Origin of the sequence: Actinomycetospora endophytica, assembly GCF_021026375.1 — a bacterium.
Classification (GTDB): Bacteria; Actinomycetota; Actinomycetes; order Mycobacteriales; family Pseudonocardiaceae; genus Actinomycetospora; species Actinomycetospora endophytica.
Window position 1 is genome coordinate 1,950,246 of the sequence record NZ_JAJNDB010000001.1, and the last position, 15,187, is coordinate 1,965,432.

Here is a 15,187-nt window from a genome sequence, read left to right on the forward strand (position 1 = left end):
TGATTTACGCATAGTGGAACCGTCCTCGGAAAAGGGAGAAGGCATGTCGCCCGGCGGCTGCGGGCGACATAAGCAACCCTTCGGTGGGGATGCTTTGCTGCTAGGCGGGCGGACTTTTCTCTGTCAGCCCCGCGGGGAGGCGGGCGGCGGACCGCATCGCCACGGCGGACCAAAGCCAGGCCGCGGGGAGGGGCCAACAACGCGGCGAGCCCCGGGCGGGCGTCCGGGCCTCGGGCCTTGGCCCGTTCGCTCGCGGCTACATCGGGTTGTTCCACGGTTCGCGGACGCTGACCCCGTGCAGCGGACTGTGGTAGCCGAACGGATCCGCCGGCGCGCTACTGGGATGGGCATCAGCCGGGGCCGCCCGGTGGGCGGCCGAGAACGGCGTGACGGCGGGGTCCGGGCCGGCGCTGGGCGTCGCGGTGGCCGCCGGGGCATCGGTCGGCACGGTCGTCGGTGCCGGGGTCTCGGTCCCGGTGTCTCCCGAGCCGCCGGCCGGGCTGGGCTCGTCCGGGATCGGACCGGTCGAGTCACTGCCGGGATCGGGGGCGGGGTCGGTCGATGACGGCACCGGTTCGTCGGTGGGCCCGGCCGGGTCGGCCGTCGACGCCGCCGACGAGCCCGCCCCCGATACGTCATCGCCGGGTCGCGGTCCCAGCTGGTGGCACTCCGGTGGGGCCTGGCGGGCACCGAGCAGGATCACCGTCGACGGGTGCAGCACGCACACCGGCCGCGGATACCGGGAAAGCGCGTCCGCGTCAGGACGCGAGGTGATCGCGTGATCGTCGGACGGATGGCTCGTGTTCGGCTCAGCATTCGCGATGGCCTCGGTGGTCGGCAGCATGGTGACGCTTCCGACCATTGCGGCCAGCGCCGCGAGCACTTGACGTGTCGTACGCACAATTCGCCCTTCGAACGTCCGCTCGGCGCCTCATGGCGACCGCTTGGCGAGGAAGTGAAGAGGCTCCGTATCTGCTCGGCGATTGCCTCGTTTCCGACATTTCGGATGGTCACACTATTCCCGACACGCACGGGCCCGTCCTTGAGCAGGGAAGACGGCTCCGGCGCTTCACGGACGGGTGACGACCCGGCGATTCACTCGGAACGCCGATTCTCCGACAGTGCAGTTCCTGGCGGGGAGCAGGCCGAGGCCGGAGGTCGGCTCGGCGTGCCGGGCCCGCCGGGGCGGGTGGTCTCACCCGATGCGGTGGTGCCGGCCGTGCAGAGCTAGCGCCCCGCGGCGTCCTGGGACAAGCGTGACCGGTCATCGTCGGCCGGTGCGAGCCGGCCGGTGGATCGGAGAACTTGATGTCGCTCAGGCCTGCTCACGCTCGGCGGATGGCCGTTGTCCTGGCGGTGCTCGTCGTGGTCTTACTCGCCGGGGGTGGTGCCCTGGCGCCCGCTCCTGCCATGGCCGCCGGCGCGACGCCGTGCACCACCGCAGTGCGGGTGTGTGTGCAACTCGGCGCCGCGCGGGCGTGGTTGATCGATGCCCACGGCACCGTGGTGCGCGGCCCGGTGCCGATCACCGCTGGGGCCCCGGGAATGGCCACACCGAGGGGCCGATTCACCGTGCAACGCAAGGACGCTCACCACATGAGCCCCTACGGCGCGATGCCGTGGTCGGTGTTCTTCGACAATCGCGGCGACGCCCTACACGGCGGTAACCTGCATCGACAGTCCCGCGGCTGCATTCATCTCGCCCCCGCCGACGCCGAAGCGTTCTACAACGCCCTCTCGGTCGGGGACCGGGTCGAGATTCTGCCATGATATCGCCTGTGCACACACGACCGCCGCGCACCGGTGATCATCGAATTCCTCCGTCGGCCGTGTTGAAGCCGGGCCCGGCGGGATCGCGACCCCCGCTCCGCGGGGAGCCGGGAAGCAGAAGGGTCACCGCGATCAGCCCCGCCCCCCTGATCTGGTGAGTCGACGTCACCCCGGTCGCCCGAAGGAGTCTCAGCCACGACTGGGGACCATCACCGATTCAGCGAGGCGAGAACACGCGATGCGCACCGCTCTGCGGCCACGAGTTCCGAGTACACGGATAGCGATCCTCGTGGGCGGCTGCCTGGCCGTGGTCCTGGTTGTCTGGGTGACCGGCGTCGGCAACAACGCCGCAGGACCCGCCGACGGGCAGGTCCTCGGTCTCGCCCCCCTCGGTCCGCCGACGCTCTACCCGGGATCTAAGACCACGTACTCGGTCACGGTCCGCAACCCGAATCCTTACCCGGTCAGTGTGCAACGCATCTCGGCGAGCTCCTCGGGCGCAACGGCCAACGGTTGCGCCGCCGGAACGGTCACGAGTGCCCAGATCGACAACCCGGCCGGTGGCATCGGCCCGTATCAGACCGCGACTTTTCCGGTGCCCGTCGCGATGTCCACCGATGCCGACAACGCCTGCCAAGGTCAATCATTCACGCTCCCCTTCCGAGTGACACTCCGACCGACACCATGATTCGTGGGAGCGATCCCGGCATGAAAGCCGGGTGAGGCGGTCGTCGTCGTCGCCGCCGAACCCCAGGGTGGCGACCAGCTCGGGGCGGGCCGGGGCGCCTGATGTGCTCGGGGTCCGGCGGGTCCACCAGGTTCGTCGAGCTGTTCGTCGAGATCGATCAGGACCCTTCCCGACGCCAGCTCGCGCCCGGTCGATCTCGGGTCGCGACCGCCCGTTCAACGGACACTCCCCCGCAGCTTGATCGGCCCGGGGAACCCGACATCAGATGCTCCTGGAGTTGTCCTATTGGCCTGCGGCGGTGTCGTACACGGCTGCAGCGCCAAGCGGATCGACGCTATGCCCTTGTGTAGGCGGTGATGGTGCGAGGTCGCCCGCGTGGCGAAATACGCTGGCCAGCGGCTCGGCGCGGTGCCCCGGGATGCGGCGGGCAGGGCCCGCCGGAACGGGGGGCGAGAACCGCGCGGTACGGGCGAGGATCGCCGTCACAGCCCGCAGCGCTTGATCTTTCGAGGTAGCGTCCACGACTCGGCCTCGAGCATGATTCCGACCTCCGACGTGGATGACCTCGCGCTTTCACACTTCCCGGTCGTAGCCAGCCACTACGGGCCAGCATCGGCGCTCACGCGGGCCACCAGCGTGGTGGAGTGCAACGCGGTTGCTGGGAGCTCGGCGTAGACCTGCCAGACGGTCTGCGAGGTGATCCATGCCGTCGCGGGTTCCTCGGCGGCCGCGGTCAGCAGCGGGTGGGGGCGGTGGTGGGGCAACCCGTCGCGGATGGTCACCGAGAGCCACCCCCGGCCCGGGACGTCGACCAGCGCATCGAGCAAGGCATCGAGGGCGGCGTCGCGGCGCCGGTCGGGGGCCGGCTCAAGATCTCGGCAGTACAGCATCGCCAGTTGCCTCAGCGTGCCCCGATCCAGCGGGAACGGGATCTGGTAGCGATCCCAGTCGACGGCAGCGCGCAACAGCGCCAGCGCCGGAACGCGGCGGTGCTCCGGGGTGAGCTGATCGCGGGCGCGGGCCAACTGTTCGACGACCCGATGACGAGGCGCGGGGCCGCCCGGGGTCTCGTCGGTGTCGAAGACGACCCGGTGTTCCTCAAGCGCCTCCTGGGTGTGCTCGGGCAGGGCGCCCGAGTCGATGACCGCTTGCCGGGTGGTCACCAGCAGGCGCAGCCCGTCGGGCACGGACCGGAGAAAATCGCGATCAATCTGGGCCAGCAGCGCCAGGTGTGCGTCATCAAGCCAAATGACCACTCCGTGGGGGCGTCCCACCCAGCGCCCGGCCCGGGCGACCAATTCCGTTAGCGACCCCCGGACGGTTTCCGGGAACTTCACGCTCCGGTGATCGGGAATCCGGCGTCGTGCGGCGTGTACGAGCGCCCGGCTCGTCCCGGCCAGGCGCGGCCCGTGCGCGAGGACCAGCGGGCCGCCGTCCTCGATGAGCTGCTTGAGGACCGGATCGGCTGGGCGGGACACGTATCCGGGCGTGCCGTCGTCGCCTTCATGGACCCCGAGGGCGACGACATCCGACTCCGCAACCCGCGGTGGGCGCCGTCGCCAGCCCCGTCGCAGCACAGGTCGGCCCCGCTGCTCGCGCATGCTCCCCCCGAGATCTCGCCGCCGAATCGACGCCCACACTCTACGTAAGAGTGCGATGACGTTCCGTCACCACTTCCGGTGGCTCCTGCGCCACAGAGCCGTCGATCGACCTCGGGCCCCGTCCGGGCGGCGCGATCGTGAGGACCGCTCGCCTCAGCCCTGCTGGAGTGCATCTCTCCGACGTGGTCGGGACCGAGCACGGCCCCGAGCTGCGGACATGGTGCCGGTCGCGCTCGTCGGGAGTTGTCGTCCTTGTGTGGCCTCGTCCTAGTACTCGAGGCTCGAGCGCGCCCGCACTGTGATCAGCCGGGCCCATCGCGCGTCATTCGAAACCCGGCGAGCGGTCCACCGCGATCCTGCTCAGCAGGCTCTCTGACCCGTCGACGTGAGTGCCCGCTCTCCTTTACGAGGAGTCGCCGGTCGAGCGCAGCCGATAGGACCCGCTTATGACAACTCCGATCGGGATTGAGGGTCGCGGCCGGTCACGTCTTGGGCGGGCGCTGCCATCCGGCGGACTCGGTGATGGAGTTGGCGGTCGCTGGGGGTGGCAGGGCTGCGAGCTGTTGGAGCGTGGCCAGGTCGTTGCGGGTGCCCCAGTGTTCGACGATGCGTCCGTCGCGCACGCGGGGGAGGTGGATCTGGTCGACCGCGAACGAGCGTCCGCTGGCGGTGAGGGCCCCGACGGCGGGGTGCTGGAAGATCCCGGTGTGGGTGCCGGTCAGCGTGACCCGGTGGACCACGGTGTCGCCGCGGACGATCTCGTCGTCGATCTCGTATTGCAGGTCGGGAACGCCGAGCGCCACGCGGTCACGATCGCGCGGATGAGCGCGTGGGCGTCGGGTCCACGGCGCCCGAAGTTGGAGAACTCGTCGCCGAAGAAGTCCTCGACGGCCTCGAGCCGTCCGTGGTTCCACAGCACCTCGAGGCGTCCTCGGACCAGTGCGGCGGTGTCGTTCTCGCGGTGGGTGTCGGTCTCGAAGGTCTCCATCGTCATCCCGCTCCGAGGGTGTCGATCATGTGGTGTCTGATGAATCGGCCGTGGGCTGGTCGGGGTCAGGCCGGGCGCGGTGACCGGGTGTACTGGGGGTGGGAGCGCGGGTGACCGCTGGTCAAGTGGCCGAGGACGATCGATCTTGCGGGATCGGAGCCCGGGCGGAGGACCGACGACGTGACGCCGTACTCAGTGACAGTGACCACTGCTCGCTCGGCCTCGTCCTGGTCGGCCGTGCCCGCGGACGGGAGGTCGTGGGTCTCGGTGGGCTCCCCGACCTGGCGAAAGAAGCCCTCCAAGCCGGCGGGGGTGGTCTGGCACAGGAACCGCGCGGTCGGCGAGGACACGGTGTAGCCGTGGGCGACTCCGCGCGGCGCCCAGGCCAGCGCGCCGGGGCCGTAGCGCCGGGGTGGGTCGTCGCCGGCCCGCCATTCGATCTCGCCGTCGATGACGAGATAGCCCTCGTCCTCGTTCGCGTGGACCATCATCGGTGAGCCGTGACCGCGGGCGGCGGTGCTGGCGGTCCTGCTCGGTGTCTTGCTCGGTCACGGCTTGTTCTCCGGCTACATCCCCTACCCGTGATCACTTCGATGCCGATCGACGGCGCCGGGTCGGTCGGCCCGGCTCGGCCGCGCGGCCAGCATCGCCGTCGGGGTCGGCGGTGCTGGCCGCGAATCTCGAGAGGTTAGGCCTTGACCAGGCCGTGCGGGTCGATGACGAACTTCTCGGCGACCGCCGGAGTCGAACTGTGCGTAGCCCTGCGGTGCCTCGTCGATCGGCGGTTCCACCGGCGCCGACGCGCGCCACAACGTGGTGGGGGAGAACGCCCGGAGCGGGATCGTCACCGACAGCGCGGTCGCGCCCGGGCCCGGTGACTCCGCTCGGCGGGCCGAACGTCCGGCGCCGGAGGAATTGTCGCTGTCCGGCGGATGGCGCACACGCGACGTGATCGGGGGAATGGCGAAACGCGGCACGCGGGCGAGATCCGGCGCGTGAAGCACACCGCAACGGCGGCTGCTCGGACGAGCTCCCGACGTCCATGATCGGAGACGGTTGTGGCGCCGGAGGGTCGGGGGTGGCATGTCCGTCCGGTTCGCTGAGCCCGGATGGTCCGCGACGGCGGGCCGCCAGCTGCGGTACGCGGTGCCGGGGACCGCTCACCACGTCCTCGTGACCGCACCGGCGGCGGGGCCGGAGCTGTGGCGGTCGTATCTCGAGGGAGCGGAGCGGGTGTACCGCTCCTACGGCGTCGAGGCGGCCCTGGACGTGACCGAGGCGGATACCTCGCTGGTGTTCGTCGCCGTGACCCGCGAGGGCGAACCCGTCGGCGGGATGCGGGCCCAGGGCCCCTACGCCACGGCCGACCAGGCGCAGGCCCTCCACGTCTGGGACGGTGAGCCCCGGGTGCGTGCGCTCATCGAGGAGCGGCTGCCCTTCGGCGTCGTCGAGTCGAAGGGGCTCTGGGTCGCGCCGGACGTGCCCGACCGGCGCGCGCTCGTCGCCTGCTTTGGGCGGGCCCCGGTACAGGCCTCGACCATCCTTGGTGCCCGCTACGCCCTGGGCACCACGGCGGAGCACACGGAGCGGCTCTGGACCTCGACCGGGGCGGTCCTGGCCCGTGACGTCCCGCCGATCGGCTATCCCGACGGCCGCTACCGCACCCATCTGATGTTCTGGGACCGCTGGGGCTGGCCGGCCGGGGTCTCCGCGCAGGAGAAGCACGCCATCGACGTCGAGACGGCACAGCTGCTCGACGCGCGGGTGCCGTCGCCACGCCCCGCGCCGGGACCGAGATGAGCACCGAGGCATACCGGGCCGTCCTGCTCGACGAGGCCGGTCTGGCCTCGCTGCGCGCCGGGACGGACGTCGTCGTCCTCGACCAGCGCGCCGCCCAGCGTGCCGACCTCGCGGAGCTGCGGGAGGAGGTTCCCGACCGGGAGCCGGACGTCTGGGCGTTCTACCCGTGGCGGCGGACCGTCGTCGGGCTCATCGGCCCCGAGGCGTTCACCCGGCTGCGGCTCGACCGCAACCGCAACAAGATCACTGCTGCGGAGCAGGCGCGGCTGCGGCGGTTGCAGGTCGGCGTCGCGGGACTGAGCGTGGGGCATGCCGTCGCCCACACCCTCGCGCTCGAGGGGCTGTGCGGGCAGCTGCGGCTGGCCGACTTCGACGGGATCGACGTCTCGAACCTCAACCGCATCCCGGCTACGGTCCTCGACCTCGGCGTCAACAAGGCGGTCGTCGCGGCCCGCCGGGTCGCCGAGCTCGATCCCCACCTCGACGTGCGGGTGGTCCCGCAGGGCGTCACGGACGAGGTGCTCGACGAGTTCCTCGACGGGCTCGACGTCCTCGTCGAGGAGGCGGACTCGCTCGACGTCAAGGTGGCGTTGCGGGAGGGCGCGCGGCGGCGCGGGATCCCCGTGCTCATGGTCACCAGCGACCGCGGTCTGCTCGACGTCGAACGGTTCGACTCCGAGCCTGACCGCCCGCTGTTCCACGGACTCGTCGGCGAGCTCGACTCCGAGCGCCTGTGTGGGCTCGCCACCGCGGACAAGGTCACCCACGTCATGCGGATCCTCGGTGCCGCGGACCTCTCCCCGCGGATCGCGGCCTCGATGGTCGAGGTCGGCCGCACCCTGTCGACGTGGCCCCAGCTCTGCGGGGAGGTCGCGCTCGGCGCGGCGACCGTCGCGGCGGCGGTGCGGCGCCTCGGGCTCGGGCGACCCTTGGGGTCCGGGCGGGTGCGGATCGACCTCGACGAGGCCCTCGACGATCTGGGCGACGCGGTCTGCGGCCCGGGCACCGCGCCGGATCGGCCGGCGGCCCCGGTTCCGCCGGCGCCGGTGCCGGCGCCCGCGCACTCGGCGACGCCGGCCGTCCTCGAAGCCGTGCGCCGCGCGCCCTCCGGGGGAAACGTCCAGCCGTGGCACGTCGAATCGGACGCCGACGAGGTGCGCCTGCTGCTCGATCGCGAGCGCACGACGACGATGGACGTCGACCATCGCGGCAGCTACGTCGCGCTGGGGGCCGCGCTGTTCAACGCCCGCACCGCCGCCGCGGCCGCGGGGGCGCTCGGTCCGGTCGCGGTCTTCCCCGACCCCGGCCGTCCCGACCTGGTGGCGACTCTGCGCTTCGGCACCGGCCACGACGAGCGGCTGGCCGCCCGCCATCCGGGGGTCCTGACCCGCGCCACCGACCGCGCCCGCGGACGCTCCCGCCCGCTCGAGGCCGCGGCGGAGGAGGCGCTGCAGCAGGTGGCCGCGGAGGAGGGCGCCTCGCTGCACCTGGTCGCGCCCGGCCACCGGCTGCGCGCCGCCGCCGAGGTGATCGGGGCGGCCGACCGGATCCGCTTCCTCACCCCGCGGCTGCACCGGGAGATGTTCGACGAGCTGGTGTGGCCCGACGCCGGGCCGGCACCCGTCGGGATCGACGTCACCGCCCTCGGCCTGGACGCCGCGGACCAGGCCAAGCTGGCCATCGCGCGCCGACCCGAGGTGATGGCTCTGCTGGCCGAATGGGACCGCGGCACGGCCCTGGCCGAGGACACCCACGACCGGGTGGTCTCGAGCTCGGCGCTGGCCGTCATGTCGGTCCCGGGCACGTGCCCGGCGGACTTCGTGCGCGGCGGCGCGGCGGTCGAGGCGACTTGGGTCGAGGCGCAGGCCCGGGGGCTCGCCGTGCACCCGGTCTCGCCGGCCTTCTTGTTCGCCGTCGTGCCCGACGACCTGCGAGAGCTCTCGGACCGGTACGCCGCCGAGCTCGGCGAGCTGCAGGCCCGCTTCCGAGCGACCGTCGGCCTGGACGAGGGCGAGACGATCGCGCTCGTGCTGCGACTGAGCCACACCGACGCCGTCCCCGTCCGCAGCCGCCGTCGTTCGATCGGGGAGATTCTCAGAACTGCCTGATCGGCCGTGTGTCGGCTACCCTGCGTCAGGTGATGCATCCGCAGGGTGATGGGCCGTCCAACCTCGACGAGCTCGTCACGGCCGTCGCCACGACGCTCATGGGTGTCGACTCGGCGGGACTGAGGCCGGCCGCGGAGATCGTGCTGCGCTCGCTCGTCGAGTACTTCGGGGTCGACCTGAGCTTCCTGCGCTTCCACGACGACGCGCAGCGAGCGACGGTGCTCGTCGCGGAGTGGCCGCCCCGGCAGGACGTCCCCGACCCGGACCCGCTCGGGGTCATCCCGTTCGAGACCGCCGATCCGACGTTCGCGGCGAGCGAGCACCTCGCCGACATCATGGTGATCCGGCCGTCGGAGTCCCCGGACTACCAGGAGCGGATCCGCAGCGGCTCGGGTGTCGAGAGCACCTCGCTCGCCGTCGTCCCGCTGCGCGCCGGGGGGAGCACCACCGGGGCGCTGGGGTTCATCAAGTTCGGGGACCGGGGGTGGGGCGAGGACGAGCTCCGGGCGCTGCGGACGATCGCGCTGCTGTTCGCCCAGATGCAGGGGCGCATGCTCGCCGAGGACCAGCTGCGCTACATCGCCCACCACGACGAGCTGACCGGCCTGCCCAACCGCCGCGCGCTGATGACGCACCTGCGGGAGCTGCTCGACGCGGGGGAGCGCGGGCCGCGGGCGCTGCTGTTCATCGACCTCGACCGGCTCAAGGCGATGAACGACTTCCTCGGCCATGAGGCCGGCGACCGGTTCATCGCCGCGGTCGCCGAGCGCCTGCGCGCGGCGGTCGACGCCGCGGACGTCGTCGCCCGCCTCGGCGGGGACGAGTTCGTGGTCTCAGTTGCCGGGCGGGCCGACGAGACGCGGGCCCGCGTGATCGCGGGCCGGGTGCAGCACGCCATGGTCGCCCCGATCCAGCTCGGTGGTCAGGCGCTGGGCCGGACCGTCAGCGTCGGGATCGCGGTCGCCGAGCCGTCGGAGGTGAGCCTCACCGAGTGGCTCCGCAGCGCCGACCAGGCGGTGCTCGTCGCCAAGAGCCGCGGCGGCAACAACGTCGTCCTGTTCACCGCGGAGATGGAGGCGCGCGAGCAGATGCGCGTCGCCGTCGAGATGAACCTGCTCTCGGCGATCCGCGAGCACTCCCTCGCCGTGGCCTTCCAGCCCGTGGTGGAGCTCCGGTCGGGACGCACGATCGGGGTCGAGGCCCTCGTGCGGTGGCGTCACCCGACGCTGGGGGAGGTCACCCCTGAGCTGTTCGTCGGCGTCGCCGAGGCCACCAACCTCGCGGGCGAACTGGGCACCTGGGTGCTCGAGGAGGCGTGCCGTCAGTTCGCGGGCTGGCGCGACGCCCTCGGCCCCGACACCGCGCCCGACTTCGCGCTGTCGGTGAACGTCTCACCCGTCCAGCTCATCGCCGTCGACTTCGTCGACACCGTCGAGCGGGTCCTGCGGAGCAACGCAATGTCGGGCCGCGAGCTGATCCTCGAGGTCACCGAGCACACCGTGGTCAGTGACGACGCCGCGGCCCTGCAGACCCTGCGCGGCCTCCGCGAGCTGGGGGTCTCGGTCGCGATCGACGACTTCGGCACGGGCTACAGCTCGCTCGCCCAGCTCAAGGCCTTCCCGGTCAGCATCCTCAAGATCGATCGTGGCTTCGTGCGCGAGCTCGGGGAGGACGCGGGCGATCTGGCGATCGTCCGGTCGATCATCGCCCTCGCCGACGCCTACGGTCTGGAACTGATTGCCGAGGGTGTGGAGAGCGAGACGGCCCGGGCGGTCCTGCTCGAGATGGGCTGCCGGGTCGCCCAGGGGTTCCTCTTCTCCCCACCTGTCTCCGGGGACCGGATCCTCGAGCTGCTGGCGCGGGCACCGGAACGGGGCCCGGTCTCGTCGCTGCGCTCACCGCGCGCCCAGGCCGGGTAGGCCGTCGGGCTGCGATCTTCGATGCCCAGATGGAGTGAATGGCCACGACGCGCCGTCAGACTCCCGCCAGGGGGCCGTCCCCCCACCGGAAGCAGTGCCGCCGACCGGATGCTCGTCATCGACCCTCGGCGGATCGGCGATCGGGGGGCGAACAGGTGGTCGAGAACGTCGACTGGGCGGTGTGGTCGGGGAACGCGGAGGACACGGCCGCGCGGCCCGATGCCCCGGCACCGCCCCGGGAACCGAGCCCGAGCGGTCGGTGGTCCCGGCGGGGACTGCAGGCCTGGATGCTCGTCCTTCCGGTCGACGCGCTCATGATCATGCTCTCGGCGCTGTGGATGCCCCGGTTCGCGACCACGCTCGCGGTGACGGCCGTGCTCACGGTGCTGGGCTTCTCGACCGGCGGGCGCTACCGCGCCAAGCTGCACCTGAGCGTGCTGGACGAACTCCCCACCATCATCGCTCGCCTGCTCATGGTCATCGCCGTCGTCGTCACGCTGCGCGCGGTCTGGTTCGTCGCCGTCGACCCCCTGGCGAACACCGCCGGGGACGACGCCGGAGCGGTGGTCCTGTTCCTCGCCGCGCACGTGTTGCTGGGCGTCGTCGTGGGGCGCTTCGTCTCGACCGCGATCATCCTGGCGGCGCGGCGCCGCATGCTGATCGCCCACCGGACCATCCTGGTCGGCGGCGGGGTGACGGCGGCCGAGCTCGCGACCCTCCTGCGGCGCCACCGCCGCTACGGCCTCGACGTCATCGGGTTCGTCGACGATGGCGAGCGCTGCGAGGCGTCGTTCGTCGTCCCCCACCTCGGGCCGGTCTCCATGCTGGGAGAGGCCGTCGCGGCGCACGGGGTCGACGTCCTGCTCGTCACCGGCGGGAACCGCAGCGACCTCGAGCTCCTGCGCCTCCTGCGCCAGCCCGACTGCGTCGCGTGCGACCTGCTGGTCGTGCCCCGGCTCTACTCGCTGCACACCCAGACGGGCACGGCCGACCACATCGGCTCCATCCCGATCCTGCGGATCCGCACCCCTGCCCTCAACGGCGTGACCCACGTGATCAAGCGCATCCTCGGCGGGCTGCTCGCGGCTACGGCATTGGTCGCGCTGTCGCCGCTGCTGCTGCTCTGCGCCCTGGCCGTCCGCATCGAGGGCGGACCGGGCGTGATCTTCCGCCAGGAGCGGGTGGGACGCGACGGGCAGCACTTCGCCTGCCTCAAGTTCCGCTCGATGACCCCGCGATCCACCGAGGAGTCCGCCACGCAGTGGAACGTCGCCCAGGACGACCGGATCGGTCCCGTCGGCCGGATCCTGCGCCGCACGTCGCTCGACGAGCTGCCCCAGCTCTGGAACGTAGTGCGCGGGGACATGGCGCTCGTCGGCCCCCGGCCCGAGCGGCCACACTTCGTCGAGCAGTTCTCCGGTCGCTACGTCGACTACCCGACGCGGCACCGCGTCTCCGTGGGCATGACCGGGCTCGCGCAGGTCAGTGGCCTGCGGGGCGACACCCCGATCGCCGACCGGGCCCGGTTCGACAACTACTACATCGAGAACTGGTCGCTGTGGCTCGACGTCAAGGTGCTGCTCCGGACCGTCGCGGAGGTGCTGGGTGCCCGTGGACGGTGAGCAGCCGACGCCCGACGGGACGGCGACGACGGTGCTGGACCACGTCCGGGTCCTGCGGGCCCGGGCGCGGTGGGTCGTCCTCGGTGTCGTCCTCGGGCTGCTGGGCGGGGTGCTGGTCGCCGTCCTGGTGCCTCCCACCTACACCGCGCAGATCTCGATGTATGTGGCCGCGCAGGACGACGGCGACGCGACCCAGGCCTACCAGGGCGCCCAGCTCTCCCAGGCCCGCGTGATCTCCTACGTCGAGCTGGTCACCCGCCCGAGGGTGACCAAGGCCGTGATCGCGCAGCTCGGCCTGGACACCACACCGGACGAGCTGGCCAAGGACATCACCGCCTCGAGCGAGCAGGACTCGGTGCTGCTCGACGTCACGGTGGCCACCCACGATCCGGGCGAATCGGTCCGGATCGCGAACGCCGTCGGCCAGGTGTTCCCCGGGGCGGTGAGCGAGCTGGAACTCCCGCTGCGTGCGGGGGCGGTGCCGCCGGTCGTCGTGCGCGTCGTCGAACCCGCGGACGGCGCGGAGGTCACCTCCCCCGCCTGGCCGGTCCCCGTCGCGTTCGGGCTACTCGCCGGCGTGGTCGCGGGGATCTTCCTGGCGCTGCTCCGGAACGCGACCGACACCTCGGTCACGTCGGCCGGCTCGGTGCGGGCGGTCACGGGTCTGCCGCTGCTGGCGACGACGTACACCGACCGCGCGGGCACGGCGGACACCTTCGTCCCGGCCCGCGATACGCCGAGCTCGCCCACCGCCGACGCGGTCCGGCGGTTGCGCACCAACCTGCAGTACCTCGACGTCGACGCCCCACCGCGGATCCTCGCGGTCGCGAGCTCGGCGCCCGCCGAGGGCAAGACGACGCTCGCCTGCGACCTCGCCGTCGCGCTCGCCCGGGGCGGGAGCCGCGTACTGCTCGTCGAGGCGGACCTGCGGCGCCCGGCCGTCGCCGAGCGCTTCGGGCTGCCGCGGGCGGTGGGCCTCACCGACGTCCTGGCCGGCCGGCTCGACCTCGCCGACGCGATCCAGCCCACCGAGCCCGGCGCGGCGGTGCTGGCCAGCGGGCCGCTCGTACCGAACCCGGGCGAGCTGCTCGCCTCCGACCGGATGGCGCGCCTCGTGGCGGAGGCCGGGGAGCGCTTCGACCACGTCGTCGTCGACACCGCGCCGCTGTTGACCGTCAGCGACACCGCGGCCGTGGCGCCCCTCGTCGACGGTGTCCTACTCGTCTGCCGCTGGGGCCGGACCTCCCGCGCCGAGCTATCGCAATCCGTCGAGGCCCTGCACTCAGTGTCCGCCCGGGGCCTCGGCGTCGTGCTCACGATGGCCCCGGCCCGCTCGGCGCCCACCGACGCGGTCGGCTACGGGAACCTCCCTGCCGCCACCTCGGCGCCGGCCCCGACGGTCACGCGCCCGGCGCCGCCCCACCCGCCGGGACACCAGCTCGTCGACCACGAGCGGCTCGCCCACCGCGGCGCGTCAGCCCCGCGGGAGACCGGCCATGGCGTAGGCCTGGAGAGAAGGAACCCGTGACCGGATACGCCCACCCGCTGCCGTCGGCCCGGGCCGCCCAGCTGCCCGGGCACGGCCTCCTGGTGCACGAGTGGCTCGCCCCGGCCGGTGGCTCCGAGCAAGTCTTCGACCGCATCGTCGCCGACTTCCCCCGCGCCGACGTCCTATGCCTGTGGGACGACCGGGGGAACCGGTACCCGGATCGCCAGGTCCGGGAGACCTGGCTGGCCCGGACGCCGCTGCGTCACCACAAGGCGCTCGCCCTCCCGCTCACCCCGCTGGTCTGGGCCCACCAGATGCACGGAACCTACGACTGGGCGGTCGTGAGTACCCACAGCTTCGCCCACCACGTGCGGTTCTCCTGCGCGCCGGGAATGCGCAAGATCCTCTACGTCCACACCCCGGCGCGCTACGTGTGGGAGCCCGAGCTGGACGCCCGGGGCGACGGCGCGCTCGCGCGCGCGGCCAGCCCCTGGCTGCGCGCGCTCGACCGGCGCCGGGCCGCCGAGGCCCACACCCTCGTCGCCAACAGCCACTTCGTCGCCCGGCGCATCGCCCGGACCTGGAGCCGCGAGGCCCACGTCATCCACCCGCCGGTCGAGGTGGAACGCATCGCGTCGGTGCGGGACTGGCGGGGCCGCCTGGACGGGCCGGAGGCCGCGGTCTCGGACGGCCTGCCGTCCGAGTTCGTCCTGGGGGCGTCGCGGTTCATCCCCTACAAGCGGCTCGACCTTGTGATCCGGGCGGGCGAGGCCGTCGACCTGCCCGTCGTCATCGCCGGCGGCGGACCCGAGGAGGAGGCGCTGCGCGCCGCGGCGGCCCCCGCCCGGGTGCCGGTGCACGTCGTCGTCGACCCGTCCGACGCCCTGCTCTACAGCCTCTACCAGCGCGCGACGGTGTTCGTGTTCCCGCCCGTCGAGGATTTCGGGATCATGCCGGTGGAGGCGATGGCGACCGGTACCCCGGCCGTGGTCAACGTCGAGGGCGGGGCACCCGAGACCCTCGCCGGACGGCCGGTGGGGGCGGTGTTCGACGCGGCGTCGCCGGCGTCGTTGCGGGAGGCCGTCGAGACCGCGTGCTCCCGGCACCGGGCCACCGTGGCCGACCACGCCCGACGGTTCGACTCCCGGCTGTTCGACGACGCGATGACCTCCACGGTCGTCGAGGCCGTCTCCGCCCCCTGA

At 72.5% G+C, this 15,187-nt stretch carries 12 protein-coding genes and 1 pseudogene; 8 read left to right on the top strand and 5 right to left on the bottom strand.

Going from position 1 to position 15,187, the window contains the following annotated elements:
- Window positions 1–256 precede the first annotated feature (256 nt).
- Window positions 257–727: a hypothetical protein gene (locus LQ327_RS09565; RefSeq protein WP_230731943.1), complete on the bottom strand. Its 471-nt coding sequence runs from the start codon at window positions 725–727 to the stop codon at window positions 257–259.
- A 611-nt stretch (window positions 728–1,338) separates the two neighbouring features.
- Here LQ327_RS09565 and LQ327_RS09570 point away from each other — a divergent pair.
- Both LQ327_RS09570 and LQ327_RS09575 read left to right on the top strand, forming a co-directional pair.
- Window positions 1,339–1,770 (top strand): L,D-transpeptidase, encoded by a 432-nt coding sequence (locus tag LQ327_RS09570; protein WP_230731944.1) that lies wholly within the window; start codon window positions 1,339–1,341, stop codon window positions 1,768–1,770.
- Window positions 1,771–2,059: 289 nt separating this feature from the next.
- Window positions 2,060–2,458: an LEA/WHy family protein gene (locus LQ327_RS09575; RefSeq protein WP_230731947.1), complete on the top strand. Its 399-nt coding sequence runs from the start codon at window positions 2,060–2,062 to the stop codon at window positions 2,456–2,458.
- A 599-nt stretch (window positions 2,459–3,057) separates the two neighbouring features.
- Here LQ327_RS09575 and LQ327_RS09580 read toward each other — a convergent pair.
- From LQ327_RS09580 to LQ327_RS09595, 4 genes and pseudogenes are all read right to left on the bottom strand, one after another.
- Window positions 3,058–3,936, bottom strand: coding sequence for a hypothetical protein (locus LQ327_RS09580; RefSeq protein WP_230731948.1), 879 nt, complete (start codon window positions 3,934–3,936; stop codon window positions 3,058–3,060).
- Window positions 3,937–4,541: 605 nt separating this feature from the next.
- Window positions 4,542–4,862 carry an ester cyclase gene (locus LQ327_RS09585; protein WP_230731950.1) on the bottom strand — a complete coding sequence of 107 codons (321 nt, stop codon included), beginning with the start codon at window positions 4,860–4,862 and terminating at the stop codon, window positions 4,542–4,544.
- Window positions 4,778–5,053: a hypothetical protein gene (locus LQ327_RS09590; protein ID WP_230731952.1), complete on the bottom strand. Its 276-nt coding sequence runs from the start codon at window positions 5,051–5,053 to the stop codon at window positions 4,778–4,780. Before LQ327_RS09590 ends, LQ327_RS09585 begins: the two co-directional genes overlap by 85 nt.
- Before the next feature lie 59 nt (window positions 5,054–5,112).
- Window positions 5,113–5,544: pseudogene (locus tag LQ327_RS09595) on the bottom strand (cupin domain-containing protein); the annotation flags it as partial.
- A gap of 586 nt (window positions 5,545–6,130) precedes the next feature.
- Here LQ327_RS09595 and LQ327_RS09600 point away from each other — a divergent pair.
- From LQ327_RS09600 to LQ327_RS09625, 6 genes are all read left to right on the top strand, one after another.
- Window positions 6,131–6,847, top strand: a complete 717-nt coding sequence (locus LQ327_RS09600; RefSeq protein ID WP_230731960.1) for a hypothetical protein — start codon at window positions 6,131–6,133, stop codon at window positions 6,845–6,847.
- A complete protein-coding gene (locus tag LQ327_RS09605) occupies window positions 6,844–8,955 on the top strand; it encodes an Rv1355c family protein (protein WP_230731961.1) in 2,112 nt (703 codons plus the stop codon). The genes LQ327_RS09600 and LQ327_RS09605 overlap by 4 nt, the downstream gene beginning before the upstream one ends.
- Window positions 8,956–8,987: 32 nt before the next feature.
- On the top strand, window positions 8,988–10,874 hold the full coding sequence (locus tag LQ327_RS09610; RefSeq protein WP_230733205.1) for a putative bifunctional diguanylate cyclase/phosphodiesterase: 1,887 nt from the start codon (window positions 8,988–8,990) through the stop codon (window positions 10,872–10,874).
- A gap of 287 nt (window positions 10,875–11,161) precedes the next feature.
- Entirely contained in the window at window positions 11,162–12,496 is a 1,335-nt protein-coding gene (locus tag LQ327_RS09615; protein ID WP_230731963.1) for a sugar transferase, read from the top strand.
- A complete protein-coding gene (locus tag LQ327_RS09620) occupies window positions 12,486–14,024 on the top strand; it encodes a tyrosine-protein kinase domain-containing protein (RefSeq protein WP_230731966.1) in 1,539 nt (512 codons plus the stop codon). Before LQ327_RS09615 ends, LQ327_RS09620 begins: the two co-directional genes overlap by 11 nt.
- The gene (locus tag LQ327_RS09625; RefSeq protein WP_230731967.1) at window positions 14,021–15,187 is read left to right on the top strand and encodes a glycosyltransferase; all 1,167 of its coding nucleotides are present in this window, start codon (window positions 14,021–14,023) and stop codon (window positions 15,185–15,187) included. The genes LQ327_RS09620 and LQ327_RS09625 overlap by 4 nt, the downstream gene beginning before the upstream one ends.

Bases quoted from the DNA above. Each gene is read 5' to 3' on its own strand.
- LQ327_RS09590 (WP_230731952.1), bottom strand. From the start codon at position 5,053: ATGACGATGGAGACCTTCGAGACCGACACCCACCGCGAGAACGACACC.
- LQ327_RS09615 (WP_230731963.1), top strand. From the start codon at position 11,162: ATGCTCGTCCTTCCGGTCGACGCGCTCATGATCATGCTCTCGGCGCTG.
- LQ327_RS09605 (WP_230731961.1), top strand. From the start codon at position 6,844: ATGAGCACCGAGGCATACCGGGCCGTCCTGCTCGACGAGGCCGGTCTG.
- LQ327_RS09570 (WP_230731944.1), top strand. From the start codon at position 1,339: ATGGCCGTTGTCCTGGCGGTGCTCGTCGTGGTCTTACTCGCCGGGGGT.
- LQ327_RS09610 (WP_230733205.1), top strand. From the start codon at position 8,988: ATGCATCCGCAGGGTGATGGGCCGTCCAACCTCGACGAGCTCGTCACG.
- LQ327_RS09600 (WP_230731960.1), top strand. From the start codon at position 6,131: ATGTCCGTCCGGTTCGCTGAGCCCGGATGGTCCGCGACGGCGGGCCGC.